Source organism: Saccharopolyspora gloriosae, assembly GCF_014203325.1.
Lineage (GTDB): Bacteria > Actinomycetota > Actinomycetes > Mycobacteriales > Pseudonocardiaceae > Saccharopolyspora_C > Saccharopolyspora_C gloriosae.
Window position 1 is genome coordinate 2003400 of record NZ_JACHIV010000001.1, and the last position, 12534, is coordinate 2015933.

13 protein-coding genes are annotated in these 12534 nt (G+C 72.4%); 3 read left to right on the top strand and 10 right to left on the bottom strand.

All coding sequences use genetic code 11. The features are described 5' to 3' along the window. The first annotated feature begins 59 nt into the window (after positions 1-59). Positions 60-803 carry a FadR/GntR family transcriptional regulator gene (locus BJ969_RS09110; RefSeq protein WP_184478408.1) on the top strand — a complete coding sequence of 248 codons (744 nt, stop codon included), beginning with the start codon at positions 60-62 and terminating at the stop codon, positions 801-803. A 10-nt stretch (positions 804-813) separates the two neighbouring features. Here the strand turns inward: BJ969_RS09110 and BJ969_RS09115 are convergent, their stop codons facing one another. The 9 genes from BJ969_RS09115 to BJ969_RS09155 all read right to left on the bottom strand — a co-directional run bounded on the left by BJ969_RS09115 (position 814) and on the right by BJ969_RS09155 (position 10230). After that, the gene (locus BJ969_RS09115) at positions 814-1164 is read right to left on the bottom strand and encodes an SdpI family protein (RefSeq protein WP_184478410.1); all 351 of its coding nucleotides are present in this window, start codon (positions 1162-1164) and stop codon (positions 814-816) included. A gap of 141 nt (positions 1165-1305) precedes the next feature. Next, positions 1306-2199 carry an ABC transporter permease gene (locus BJ969_RS09120; RefSeq protein ID WP_221315756.1) on the bottom strand — a complete coding sequence of 298 codons (894 nt, stop codon included), beginning with the start codon at positions 2197-2199 and terminating at the stop codon, positions 1306-1308. A 46-nt stretch (positions 2200-2245) separates the two neighbouring features. Beyond that, positions 2246-3223 carry an ATP-binding cassette domain-containing protein gene (locus BJ969_RS09125; RefSeq protein ID WP_184478412.1) on the bottom strand — a complete coding sequence of 326 codons (978 nt, stop codon included), beginning with the start codon at positions 3221-3223 and terminating at the stop codon, positions 2246-2248. A 9-nt stretch (positions 3224-3232) separates the two neighbouring features. After that, positions 3233-4135 carry a Nif11-like leader peptide family natural product precursor gene (locus tag BJ969_RS09130; protein ID WP_184478414.1) on the bottom strand — a complete coding sequence of 301 codons (903 nt, stop codon included), beginning with the start codon at positions 4133-4135 and terminating at the stop codon, positions 3233-3235. 33 nt (positions 4136-4168) lie between these two features. After that, a complete protein-coding gene (locus BJ969_RS09135) occupies positions 4169-7378 on the bottom strand; it encodes a type 2 lanthipeptide synthetase LanM family protein (RefSeq protein ID WP_184478416.1) in 3210 nt (1069 codons plus the stop codon). 71 nt (positions 7379-7449) lie between these two features. Further along, positions 7450-7686: a cinnamycin family lantibiotic gene (locus tag BJ969_RS09140; protein ID WP_184478418.1), complete on the bottom strand. Its 237-nt coding sequence runs from the start codon at positions 7684-7686 to the stop codon at positions 7450-7452. A gap of 40 nt (positions 7687-7726) precedes the next feature. Continuing rightward, positions 7727-8098 carry a DurN family substrate-assisted peptide maturase gene (locus BJ969_RS09145; RefSeq protein ID WP_184478420.1) on the bottom strand — a complete coding sequence of 124 codons (372 nt, stop codon included), beginning with the start codon at positions 8096-8098 and terminating at the stop codon, positions 7727-7729. 369 nt (positions 8099-8467) lie between these two features. Beyond that, positions 8468-9112: a response regulator transcription factor gene (locus tag BJ969_RS09150; RefSeq protein WP_184478422.1), complete on the bottom strand. Its 645-nt coding sequence runs from the start codon at positions 9110-9112 to the stop codon at positions 8468-8470. Beyond that, entirely contained in the window at positions 9109-10230 is a 1122-nt protein-coding gene (locus BJ969_RS09155; protein ID WP_343071308.1) for a sensor histidine kinase, read from the bottom strand. Before BJ969_RS09155 ends, BJ969_RS09150 begins: the two co-directional genes overlap by 4 nt. Positions 10231-10361: 131 nt before the next feature. Between BJ969_RS09155 and BJ969_RS09160 the strand changes: the two genes are divergently transcribed. Together BJ969_RS09160 and BJ969_RS09165 are read left to right on the top strand one after the other, a co-directional pair. Further along, positions 10362-11039: a methyltransferase domain-containing protein gene (locus BJ969_RS09160; protein ID WP_184478426.1), complete on the top strand. Its 678-nt coding sequence runs from the start codon at positions 10362-10364 to the stop codon at positions 11037-11039. Next, on the top strand, positions 11039-11674 hold the full coding sequence (locus BJ969_RS09165; protein ID WP_184478428.1) for a DedA family protein: 636 nt from the start codon (positions 11039-11041) through the stop codon (positions 11672-11674). The genes BJ969_RS09160 and BJ969_RS09165 overlap by 1 nt, the downstream gene beginning before the upstream one ends. A 2-nt stretch (positions 11675-11676) precedes the next feature. On the opposite strand, the gene BJ969_RS09170 is transcribed toward BJ969_RS09165, so the two are convergent. Continuing rightward, positions 11677-12498, bottom strand: coding sequence for a BTAD domain-containing putative transcriptional regulator (locus tag BJ969_RS09170; RefSeq protein ID WP_184478430.1), 822 nt, complete (start codon positions 12496-12498; stop codon positions 11677-11679). Positions 12499-12534: the final 36 nt, after the last annotated feature.

The following is a 12534-nucleotide window of genomic DNA, read 5'->3' on the forward strand; positions in this document are numbered from 1 at the left end:
GGAAACAAGAGTGCTCATTTTGACCAGTTTGCGCCTGACGTGCCGTTATGGTGGTTCCCATGGCAAGCGAACACTCCGGCGAGCCCACCGGGGCCGCGCTGTCGTCGGCCGCGCTCTCCGGCATCCGGCGGCTGTCCGCGGTCGACACGGTGCGCGCCCGCATCTCCCTCGCGGTCGACCTGGGTCTGCTCGAACCGGGGGAGTGGCTGCCGGGCAACGCGCCGATCGCCGCCGCGCTCGACGTCTCCGAGATCACGGTGCGCCGGGCGCTGGTCGCGCTGTGCCACGACGGCGTGCTGGAACGCCGCCGAGGCCGGGGCGGCGGGACCCGCGTGGTGGCCGAGCCGGCGCGCAGCGCGGTCCGGGAGACCGACGCCTACCGCGCGGCGGCCGAGGAGGTGCACCGGCTCATCGACCGGCGCCTGGTCCTGGAGTGCGGCATCGCGCACCTGGCCGCCCGCGCCGCCGGCGAGCAGCCGCTGGCGGAGCTGGAGCGGCTGACCGCGCTCATGGACCGGGCCGCGGACTGGGCGGAGTTCCACCGGCTCGACGAGGAATTCCACCGCGCCGTCGCCGCCGCGACGGGGATCGACACCGGCGACTACGACCTGGTGCTGCGCGACCTCTACCGCTACTACCTGCCGTACCCGGTGGACTACCTGCGCGGCTCGAACCGGGAGCACCACGAGCTCGTCGCCGCGCTGCGCACCCGCGACGCCGCCACCGCGGCCGACGTCGCCCACCGCCACGTCACGACCCTGCACGGGGCGATGTTCGTCGGGTTGGAGGCGCCGCCGGGTTGAGTGCGCCCGGTCAGTCCGGGCGGGCGTTGCGGGCGGCTTCGTTCGCCTTCGTCGTCGCGAACAACAGGTGCAGCACTTGCAGGGCGAGGCCCGCCAGGCCCGCCACGAGCGCGACCCAGGGCTCGACTCCCCACCAGATCTGCAGGACCAGCAGCACCGCCGTCAGCGCGGCGGCGGCGTACCCGGTGCGCGCCGCCGTCCGCAACGAGTCTCCGGCGGCGCGGTGGCCCGCCAGCCAGGCGGCGTCCGACGCCTTCGTTGCCTTCGTCCGGATGCCGAACAGGGGGTTGCGGCCCATTTCCCCGCTCGCGGTCTTGTCCCGCACCACGTCCAGCACGAACGACACGATCACCAGGCTCACCGCGCACACCCCGGGCGCCACAGCATCTTCCACAGCCGATCCCCCTCGTGCTCGGTGCCCGATCTCCCCAGAACGGACTCGCGCACTCGAACGGACCGCGGCTCCGGTCGTCAACCGGTCCGAGCACGTTCACCGGCCCGGTCAACCGGTTCTGGCGAAGCGACGGCCGATCACGACCAGCGCCAGCGCCGAGAACGCCAGCACCACGGCCATCTCCACGAGCGGCGGCACCGGCGTGCCTCCCCACTCGACCGGCGTGAAGATCAGCGTCGACTGCGGCGCGCCGAGCTGCCCGAGGATGGTGTGGCGCATCGCGTCCACCGCGTAGGTCAGCGGGTTCACCAGGGTCAGCGAAGCCATCCAACCGGGCATCGCGCTGATCGGGAACATCATGCCGGACAGGAAGACCAGCGGCGTGATCAGCACGGAGAGCACCGTGTTGAACGTCTGCACCCGTTTGATCAGCACCGCCACGGCGGCGGCGAGCACGGTCATCGACAGCGCGGCGATCGAGACCTCGACGACGAGCATCGCGAACAGCGCGGGGTGGTACGGCACGCCGACCAGGCCCGCGGTGAGCAGCACGACGGCGCTCTGCGCGGTCGCCACCGTGGCGCCGCCCAGGCACTTGCCGAGCAGCAGCGTGCCGCGGAACACCGGCGCGGCCAGCATCTCCCGCATGAACCCGGTCTGGCGGTCCCACACGATCGACGCGCCGACGGAGATCGCCGGCGCCTGCGCGGCCATCACGAGCACACCGGGGAACAGGAACAGCATGTAGTCGCTCGCGGCCCGCGCGCCGCCGCCCGCGTCGGCGAACAACCGGGACAACCCGACCCCGAGCACGTACAGGAACAGGAACGGCGGCAGCAGCGACACCGCCACTCTGGTGCGGTCCCGCAGGAAGTGCAGCACTTCGCGGCGCCACACCATGCTCCCGGCGCGCCATTCGTTCGCCAGCCGACCGCGCGGCTCGGTGTCCTGTTCGGACGGACGGGACGCGGGTGCGCGGCGGGGTGGTGCGGTGCGGGTCAACGCGAACTCCTCGGGTCGCCGTGGACGGATTCCGGTGGTGCGGCGCTCATCCGGCGGGCACACCGGGGGCGTCGCGGATGGCGCGGCCGGTGTAGTGCAGGAACACCTCGTCCAGGCTGGGGCGGGTCACGGTCACCTCGAAGATCGGCACGTCCAGTCCGGAGCACAGCACCGGCACGAACCGCGCGCCGTCGGCGACCTGCACCTGCACGCCGCCGTCGATCGCGGTGGCCGCCAGGTCGAAGCGGTCGCGCAGCACCCGCACCGCGGCGGCGTCGTCGTCGGTGCGCAGCGCGATGCGATCGGCGCCGATGACGGACTTCAACTCCGCCGGAGTCCCCTGCGCGACGATCCGGCCCTCGTCGATGATCGCGATCCGGTCGCACTGCTCCGCCTCGTCGAGGTAGTGCGTGGTGAGGAAGACCGTGGTGGCCTCCTGCTCGGCGATCCGCCGCAGGTAGGTCCAGATCTCCGCGCGGGTCTGCGGATCCAGGCCGACGGTCGGTTCGTCCAGGAACAGCACGCGCGGCCGGTGCAGGAGCCCGCGGGCGATCTCCAGCCGCCGCCGCATCCCCCCGGAGAACGTCGCGACCCGATCGTCGCGCCGTTCGCGCAGCCCGACCAGGTCCAGCATCGACGCCACGCGTTCGGCCACGACCGCCCGCGGCATCCCGTACAGGTCGGCGTGGAAGGTCAGGTTCTCCGCCGTGGTCAGGTCGGTGTCCAGCGTCGACTCCTGGAAGACCAGCCCGAGCCTGCGGCGCACCTGGTGACCGTCGCGGACCACGTCGTACCCGGCGATCTCGATGCGCCCGGAGTCCGGCCGGACCAAGGTGCACATCATCGCGATCGTGGTGGACTTGCCCGCCCCGTTCGGCCCGAGGAAGCCGAACGTCTCACCGCGCCGCACCGTGATGTCCACGCCGCGCACGGCGTGCACGCCCCGGTAGGACTTGTGCACGTCGCGCGCCAGGACCGCGGGCGCGTCAGCGGAGCGGTCCTCACCTCGCCGGAGTCGTCGCACGGGGGCTCCTCACTCGTCGCGGAGGCCGGTGAGGCGGCTCCGCCAGTCCTCGGGGACCACGAAGCCGAAGCTCCACCGGTGGCGTTCGGTCGGGTTGACGATGCAGTGCCAGAACAGCTTGTCCGGGTCCTGCTCGGCCTTGAAGAACCGCACGATCCGGCGGCGTTCCCGCAGCGTCACGAGCTCACCGGTCCGCGGGTTCTGGTAGCGGAAGAACGAGGTCGCGCCGCCGTCGGGGAAGTCGTCGTCCAGGTCCACCACGTACATCCGCCAGCCGGGCTGGTCCTCGTTGGTGTGCCAGAGCCGGTAGCTGCGCGGTGGGTACCACATGGCGCCGGAGAGCCGGACCTCGTCGCCGAAGACCCCTTCCAGCAGGCGGATCGCGTTCGTCTTCGCCTCGAAGTAGTCCTGGTAGCCGGGATGCTCGACGTGCTCGTCGAGGTTCACCAGGTGGAAGTCCCGCCGCGGCGCGTCCGCGTCGGCCGGGTCGCGCCAGTGCGCCGCCATCATCTGCCGATGCCATGCCTGGAAAGCCGGGTCGGCGGGGGACTGAGACGTCGACTCCAGGTCCTCGGCGCGGAACCGGGCGTGGAACGCGCCCATGTCCACCGGGGGCCGCACCTTCAACCGGGGCAGCTCGTCGATCAGGCCCGCCAGTTCCGGCACCGCCGCCAAGTCGTACTCGTGGTGGTAGAAGGCGGTTTCCGCGGGTGGCGCGGGAGCCGGCGCGGGTTCGGCGGTGGCCGCGAACGTGGCGGAACCCCGGGCGAGCTCCGGGGCGGTGAAGTCGAACCCGTGCCTGCCGCCGAGCGCGATGATCTCGTTCATCCCGGTGACGGCCTTGAGCTGCTGGGCGAGTTCGGGGCGGTCCTGGGTCGCCTGCAGGAAGTCCACGCAGGATTCGACGGACATGACGGACTCCTTCGTGCCGATTCGGGTGGGACGTCAGGGGCGGTCCGGCGGTGGATCGAGCAGCAGCACCGACGGGATCCGATCCGGATGCGCGATGCGCAGGAAGTGCATGCCGTAGCCGGCGATGCCCAGCATCAGGCCGGGGAAGAAGTCGGCGCTGTGCTCGCCGAGCCCGTGCTCGGCGTCGTCCAGCGACCGCCACATCTCCCGCACCTGCACGTTCGCCTCCAGCTGAAACGCGGGTTCGCCGCGCAGCCGCGCGTAGCGGACCAGCAGTTCCGAGTTGCCGGCCGTGCCGTGGCACAACGTGTGGTTGCGCAGCCGGGAGAAGTTGCGCAGGGTCGCGGCCAGCGCGTGGCGGGCCTCCCGCAGCAGCGCGTCGTCGTCCCCGCCGAGCAGCGACCACGCCGCGATGCGGGTCAGCCCGATGCCCGCCGCCCCGTTGCACCAGGCGTTGGAGAAGTGGTGGCCGTTCTTGGCGACCTGCCCGGTGTTCGTGCGCAGGTCGTACCAGTCCTGCTCGGTGGCGTCGAAGTGCCGCGCCTCGTAGGCGAACGCGCGCCTGCCGGCCGCGACGTAGTCCTCGCGGCCGGTGCGCGTGCCCAGCAGGACCAGCGCCCAGCCGATGCCGCCCGCGCCGTGGGCGAGGCCGGTCAGGTCGTCGCGCACGTTCTCCGGGGTGTTCGACGGCCAGCTCAGCACGTCGCCGCGCTCCCGCGCGTGGCGCAGCACGTGCGCGGCGCAGTGGTGCGCCAGGTCGACGGCCTTCTCCCCGAGCACCGGGCGCAGCTCCAGCAGCACCGGGATCAGCCCGGCGGCGCCGTGCAGCACGTCGAGGTGGTCGTCGGCGTCGACCAGCTCGGGCACGTCCGCGCTCAGCCGCACCGCCTCCTCCGCCAGCTCCTGCTCGCCCCACAGCCGGTGCAGGTGGGTGAGCAGGTAGAGCCGTCCCCCGACGTCGGCGAAGGCTCCGGGCCGCTGCTGCCCGGAGTCGAGCGCGTGCCGCAGCGCGCGTCGCGCGGCGTGCCGGAACTCGGGGCGCGGGACCAGGTCGTCGAGGTAGGCGAGGAACAGCGCCACCCCGGCCGAGCCCTGGTACAGGTCGCCTTCGATGTCGACGGCCTCCATCTCGGCCCCGTCGCGCCGGAACGACGTCCACGGCGCGGGAGCCGACGGGTCCCGCAGCATCGCGCACAGCCGTTCGCCGATCCGGGTCGCGTAGTCCAGCGCGGTCGTCACGAACGCCGGGCTGCTGATCTCGCCGGTGGACAGGCTCGCCGCGATGTAACGGGCCTGCTGCGCCCGGTTGCGCGGCGTCAGGTGCCGGATTCGCCGCGCGGCGTGCTCCAGCGGGGAGCGGGCCAGCGCGGACGGCACCGCGTCGGCGTGGTCGTGCACGAGGTCCGCGCCGTGCACCGGCGCCGTGAAGATCGGCACGTCCAGCCGCCACATCGACGTGGTCTCCCGGTCGGCGAGCACGCCGTCCTGGTCCCAGGTGCGGGGGAAGGTGCGCACCGTGTTCAGCAGCAGGTCCACTTCCAGCGGTTCCGCGAGGCTCTTGGGGTGCTGCGCGGTCAGCAGCAGCTGCGCGTAGATCTGGGTGCTCCAGTTGAGGAACCGGACGTGGGCGCCCTCGAAAGCCTGCGACAGCAGGACGATCGCCTCGTCGGCGTGCTGCTCCAGCCATTCGTGCACGCGGTCGAAACCGTCCATGATGGACTCGATGTGGTCGTGCGGGTCCACCAGCTCCCCGTCGAGGAACACCCGGTTCGCGCCGCTGAGCTCGACCTGCACGCCCGTGACGTTCTCCACCGTGGCCGCGAAGCTGAGCCGCTGCTCGCTGATCCGCGGCACCGGCATCGGCATCTCGTAGCTCTCGCCGCCGGTGTAGCCGCTGAGTCGCATCTGCTCCGGTCCGCCTGCGTCCGCGCGCGGCCACTCCAGCAGCCCGGTGCGGAACACGGAGTCCTGCATCGTCCCGCCCGCGCCGTCACGACCGGGCGGGGATGCGCCGAACACCGTCTCGCCGTCGCACACGAACGCGTGGCCGTCGGCGACGACGATGTTCTCGAAGTGCAGGTCGCTGCCGCCGAGCACGTAGAACAGCGCCAGGTAGCCGCCGAGCTCCCGGTACACCTGCGCGGCGTCCGCCGCGGTGGCGACCTCGTTGCGCCCCAACGGGATCGCGGCCTCGTAGCCGTACCCGTCGTGGGCGAGCACGGGACGCGTCGCGAACGCCACGACGTCGCGCTCGCGCAGCCGGTCCAGCACCACTTGCAGGCCCGCCTCGGAACGCAGGCAGCGCGGCTTGCAGTAGAAGGTGCCGGTACCGCCGTCGTCGAGGGCGGCCGTCACCACCGCCACGCTGCGTCCGCCCGCGTGGTAGTCCGAGGTGCCCAGGCGCACCGAGCGGAACTCGGTGACGACCCGGCCGAAGAACTCCGCGCCGATCCGCTCGGCGTCGGTGGCGAGCCGGCCGAACAGCTCGGCGCCGTAGTCGGCCAGCAGGTCCGTGAGGTGCGCGAGCCAGCGCCCCAGCACCGGGTACTTCAGGAAGAACGCGTGGTACGACGCCGCATCGCCGAACGCCGCGTCGAGGTAGGCGAGGTACCCGGCCTCGCCGGACTGCTCCCGGTCGAGCCCGTGCCGCGCCCGGTGCACGTTCGCCTCGGCTTCCACCGTCCACGCCAGCGCGAGGGCGAACCGGTCGTGCAGGTGGCGTTGCAGGTCGTCGATCAGCCCGTCGCCGATCGAGCCCGGCAGCCCGGCGCGGGCCGCCGCCAGCCGCCGCCCGAGTTCGACGAGGAAAGGTTCGCAGGCCGTGGCGAGCCTGCCGTAGTACACGTCGACCTGCCGCCAGGTCGCGCGGGCGTCGGACCGCGCCGGGTCCCATCCGAGCACGGCCGCCCGGTAGGTCGGCAACCAGTCCCGGTGCAGTTCGTCGAGCAGCTCCCGCACCTCCGCCGCGGCCTGGTCCGGGGCCGATTCGAAGCGGCGGTAGGCGGTGAGCGCGTCCACGAGCTGCTCGCGGTCGTGGCGCTGGGGCTTCGCGCAGTGCTGCGCCTCCTGCTCGAACTTGTCCGCGAGCCGCCCGGCCAGGTGCTCCAGGCGCCACCGCTCGACGGGATCGGACAGCGGCTCGTCCTGCGGACGACCGCGGGCGCGCAGCGCCGCGACCACGCGCAGCCGCTCGCTCAGCGTGGCCGCGCGGGCCGCCAGATCGAGTGCACGGTCGGTCTGCATCGAACTCCTGTCCGGCGATCGGAGGCGGGCGAGGAAACGCGGTGAGCCCGGAGGCTCACCGCGCCGGTGCTCTACTTGGTGGAGCCGTCGCACAGGATCGTGGCCGGGCCCGAGCTGCACGTGGAGGCGCAGGCGAAGATCTCGGTGGCGGCGACCCCCTCGGTCCAGAAGTCGAGCGTCTCCTGGTCGATGCGCTCGACCGCGTCGGGCAGGTCACCCGGGGTGACGCCGAACGCGGCCGGGTTCTCGATCAGCGCGGTGCGGAACTCGGCATCGATGACGGCTTGGCGCAGAATGGTGTCGGACATGACTTCCTCCTGAACATCGGCTTTCTCGGACTGCTTGCGATCATTCGGATGGTTCAGCGCGCAACCGGGCGACCAGCGAGATGCCCAGTTGTTGTTCGACGTTCTTCAATTCCACGAGCGCCGGGCTCATGTTCTCGTCCTTGTTCTGCCAGGCGACCACCTCCTTCTCGTTCGCGGGCAGGTCTGCGTGCATCCACAGCGACTCCATCCATTCCTTCGTGGAGAAGGGATGCAGGTCGGTGACCGGCCGGAGCCGGGACAACATCGGTTCCTCGTGCAGGGCGAGGGCGAGCTCCAGCACCTCGCGCAACTTCCCGTCAGGGGGCAGCAACGAGCAGAACAAGACGAGTTCCTGGATCTGCCGGATCGCGTCGACTTCCGGGTAGATGGTCGGAACATCCGAGTGCTTCATCGACGGTTCCCATTCCGGTCGGAGGCCAGTGGGAACAACGCTAGGAGGAACCGGTTGCAGTCCGCCTTCAATCCTGTTTCACCGCACGACGCCCGAGGTGCAAGAAAGGTCGATCCCCCACCGAGAACCAGTCCTCGCCCCCGATTCCAGGCGAGCAATGCTTTTTGATCATTGTCCTGTCAGCGGCGAAGCCGCTGAGCAGTGACCACCAGAGCAACCGGCACCGCCGCGGGTTCTCAGGTGCTTCCTCGCGAGGACGGCTTTTTCCCTCGTGGCGGAGCCACTCGGGAAAAAGATCCCGCAGCGAGGAAGCACCTGAGGTTCCGCCACCCGAACCCCTGCTCAAGCCGAGACCGACAGCAGGCGGGCTCAGTTCTCGGCCAGCCAGGCGCAGAGGGCTGCTTGGACGCGGTTGCCCACTTCGAGCGCGGCGAGGATGCGGCTCACGTGCGCCTTCACGGTGCTCTCCCGCATCCCGAGGGCGGTCGCGATCTCGGCGTTGCCGCCGCCCGCAGCCAGCTCGGCCAGCACTTCGCGTTCCCGCGAGGTGAGCCGGTCGATCTTCGCGCGCGCCGCGGCGGCTTCCGCGCCGGTGTCGCGGTGGTAGTGGTCGACGAGCCTGCGCGCCGCCGCCGGGTGCAGCATCGCCTGCCCGTGCGCGACGACCCGCACGGCGCGCACGATCTCGGCGGGTTCGCTGTCCTTGAGCAGGAATCCGGCCGCGCCCGCGGCGAGCGCGCCGTGGACGTACTCGTCGAGGTCGAACGTCGTCAACGTGACGACCTGCGGCGGATCGGGCAGCGCGCGCAGCTTCCCGGTGGCCTGGATGCCGTCCATGCGCGGCATCCGCACGTCCATCAGCACGACGTCGACCCGGTGGGCGGTAGCCTGCTCGACCGCTTCGAGCCCGTCGCCGGCCTGGGCGACGACGTCGATGTCGGGGGCGTCGTCGAGGATGTCGGCGAGCGCGAGGCGCACCAGCGTGTCGTCGTCGACGATCAACGTGCGGATCATGTCCCCTCCGGGGAGTGGTCGCCGGCCGGGATGCGCGCGCTCAGCCGCCAGCCGCCCGCGCCGGACGGCCCGTGCTCCAGCGTTCCGTGCAGCGCGTCCACGCGCTCCGCCAAGCCGAGCAGGCCGTGCCCGCCCGGTTCCCGGCGCGAGCCGGGATCGCCCGCCGTGTTCTCCACGTCCACTGTGGACTCCGGCGGGCCGTGCTCCACCCGCACCCGCACGCTCGATCCCGGAGCGTGCTTGCGCGCGTTGGTCAACGCCTCCTGCACCACGCGGTAGATCGCGAGCCGGTGGCTGAACGGCAGCGCGGTCGCGGCGCCCCGGATCTCCGCCTCCACCTGCTGGCCCGCCGCGCGCGCCTCGTCCAGCAGCACCGGCAGCTCCCGCAGCTGCCGCGGTCCCGGAGCGCCCTCGGTCTCCGGGGCGCGCAGCCCGCCGAGCACGTCGCGCAGGTCCCGCAACGCGTCCGTGGAGGTGGCCCGCAGCAGATCGATGCGATCGGCGACCTGCGGGGGCAGGTCCGCCGAATGCCGTTGCAATGCGCCGGTGTGCAACGCCAGCACGCTCAGCGAGTGCGCCAGGGCGTCGTGCAGTTCGGAGGCGACGCGGATCCGCTCGGCCATCCGGGCGTGCTCGGCCCGCAGCTCCCGCTCCACCCGCAGCTGTTCGACCTGCGCGGTCATGCTCGTCAGCAGCCGCCTGCGGCTGCCCGCCCACATCCCCAGCGCCACCACCGCGACCAGCAGCAGCACCGGCCCGTACGAACGGGTGCTCCACAGCGATTGCTGCGGCTGCCCCAGGAAGTTCCCCGCCATGGCCGCCGCCGCGCACACCGCCGCCGCCACCAGCCTGCCGCGGGAGGCGAACGAGAACAGCACCACCACCAGCGGCAGCACCGCGCCCAGCGCCGCCGCGAGCGCCGTCGCCAGCACGGCGGGCACGGCCGGGTACCTCGTGCGCCACGCGAGCGCGGCCGTGGTCAGCACCGCCGCACCGACCTGCGGGCTGAGCACGGTGCCTCCCGCGACCACGTACCCCTCCTGCGCGGACAGCAGGCCTACCGCCAGCAGCAGCGCCGCCTCGGCCCACGGCCGGAGCGGACGTTCGGTCCCGTCCACCGCGCACCTCCCGCCGCGTCCGCGGTCATGACGGTCGAGCATAGAAATCAGCCGACCCCCTACTTTCGTACCGGTCGCCGTGTCCGAGCGACCGATGCCGATTCGGCCACCGCGCCCTACCGTGGGCGAACGTGGCCCAGATCCAGACACCGAACACCAGAGCCGGATGGCTGAACTTCTCCCGCGAGGCCGTCCGCAGCTTCCACACGACCGGCGCGTTCGCGCCGAGCAGCGCCCGCCTGGCCGCCCGGCTCGCCGCACCGCTCGCGCCGCCGCAGCAGCGGAACCCGGCGCGCGTGCTGGAAGTCGGCGCGGGCAGCGGTGTCGTGACCCGAGCGCTTGCCCGGCGGCTCGGCCCCGCCGACCGGCTCGACGTGGTCGAGGTCAACCCCCGCTTCGTGCGGATGCTCGCCGAGTCGCTGCGCACCGACTTCGCGCTCTCGGCGGCGTCGGACCGCATCCGGCTGCACGAGCGGTCGATCCTCGACGCGGAGCTGGAACCCCGCTACGACGTCGTCGTCTCCGGATTGCCGTTCACGAACTTCGACCCGGCCGTGGTGCGGTCGATGCTGCAACGCCACGTCGACCTCCTGGTGCCGGGTGGGGACCTGACGTTCTTCGGCTACCTCGGCACCCAGCGGGCGCGGACCGCGTTCGCCGGTCGCGCCGAAGCGCGGCGGCACCGCGGGGCGGTGGCGGTCGAACGCGAGTTCATCGACCGCTACGGCCTCGGCCGGGCGACGGTCTGGCGCAACCTGCCGCCCGCGCACGTCTGGCACCTGCGCGCGCCGAGCCCGGAGCAGACCTGATGCCCGCCCCGGCCGAGTGGCTCGCGCAGCTGCCGCCGCTGACCGCGTACGGGCTGCTCGCGGGCCTGGTGTTCGTCGAGGGCGTCCTCGTGGTCAGCCCGTTCGTGCCGACCTTGGGGCCGTTGCTGGTCGCGGGAGCGCTCGCGTACTCCGGCGCGCTCGACCTGTGGCTGGTGGTGCTGTTCGCCGCCCTCGGCGCGGTCTGCGGCGACGCCCTGGGCTTCTACACCGGGCTGCGGCTCGGGCCACGGCTGCGTTCCACCCGCGTCGCCCGCCGCGCGCACCGGGCGTGGGACCGGGCGAGCGACCTGTTCCGCCGCCACGGCGGCCCCGCGCTCATCCCGTGCCGCTTCGTCCCGCTGGTCCGGTCCGCGGCACCGCACCTGGTGGGCGCCTCCGGCATGCCGTACCGGCGGATGGCGCCCTACAGCGCGCTTGCCGCGGTGCTGTGGACGTGCGGCGAAGGCGGTGTCGGCTACCTCGTCGGCGCCTCCTACACCGGCCTGTCCGGGGTGTTCGGCGTGGTGCCGGTGGTCGCGGCCGTGGTCGTGGCGCTGGGCATCGTGCTCTGGCGGCGTCGCCGTCGCCGCGAGCGGCACGAGGACCCGCGGGCGGAAGCCGAGCCGGTGTCGTAGCACTACGGTGCGGGCACTCGGCATTCGGTGAGCGCCCGCTCGTCGTCGCGCAGGATCGCCAGGTGCAGCGCGCGCACTTCCGCGCTCGGGTCCACGCCGAACTCGTCGCGGATCCGCACCGTCAGTTCGCCGTAGGCCATCAGCGCCTCCACCCGACGGCCGCAGCGGTACAGCGCGAGCATGAACTGCCGCCAGAACGGTTCGTGGAAGGGGTGCTCGAAGGTCAGCGCGCGCAGTTCCGCGACGAGTTCGTCGTGGCGCCCCATGGCGAGGGACAGCGCCGCGCGGCGTTCCAGCGCCCACATCCACTGCTCGTTGAGCCGGGGGACGACCTCGCGGTGCAGCGAGTCCGAAGCGACGTCCGGCAGCACCCGGCCGCGCCACAGGGCCAGCGCCGCGCGCAGCGCCTCGGATTCCCGGGCAGGGTCGCCCGAGCGGGCCGCCGCCCGCGCGGAGCCCAGCAGCTCGGTGAACCGGGCGAGGTCGAGGTTCTCCGGCGGCAGCTCGATCATGTACCCGGCGTGCGAGGTGCGGATCAGTTCGGCCGCCGGTCCGAACGGGTCCTTCATCGCGTGCCGGAGCCGGGTCAGGCAGGTGTGCAGCGCGCGTCGCGGCCGGTGCGGCGGGGTGGCGTCCCAGATCCGGTCGACCAGTTCCTCCACGGACACGACCTGGTTGAACTTGACGAGCAGGGCCGCGAGCAGCACGCGTTGCCTGCCGCCGGGGACCGGGAGCCCGCGGCCTCCGACCTGCACCGACAGCGGTCCGAGCACGTGGAACGACAGCGACCGGTTCACCTCGAACCTCCCCAGTGTGGCGTCCACCGACCGCCTGCTCGCGGCCGCTCGCCGGCCGTGCGG

What these genes read in the sequence shown, in the direction of transcription:
- BJ969_RS09110 (WP_184478408.1), top strand. Translation starts at nt 60, where the DNA reads ATGGCAAGCGAACACTCCGGCGAGCCCACCGGGGCCGCGCTGTCGTCG.
- BJ969_RS09130 (WP_184478414.1), bottom strand. Translation starts at nt 4,135, where the DNA reads ATGTCCGTCGAATCCTGCGTGGACTTCCTGCAGGCGACCCAGGACCGC.
- BJ969_RS09135 (WP_184478416.1), bottom strand. Translation starts at nt 7,378, where the DNA reads ATGCAGACCGACCGTGCACTCGATCTGGCGGCCCGCGCGGCCACGCTG.
- BJ969_RS09140 (WP_184478418.1), bottom strand. Translation starts at nt 7,686, where the DNA reads ATGTCCGACACCATTCTGCGCCAAGCCGTCATCGATGCCGAGTTCCGC.
- BJ969_RS09145 (WP_184478420.1), bottom strand. Translation starts at nt 8,098, where the DNA reads ATGAAGCACTCGGATGTTCCGACCATCTACCCGGAAGTCGACGCGATC.
- BJ969_RS09150 (WP_184478422.1), bottom strand. Translation starts at nt 9,112, where the DNA reads ATGATCCGCACGTTGATCGTCGACGACGACACGCTGGTGCGCCTCGCG.
- BJ969_RS09165 (WP_184478428.1), top strand. Translation starts at nt 11,039, where the DNA reads ATGCCCGCCCCGGCCGAGTGGCTCGCGCAGCTGCCGCCGCTGACCGCG.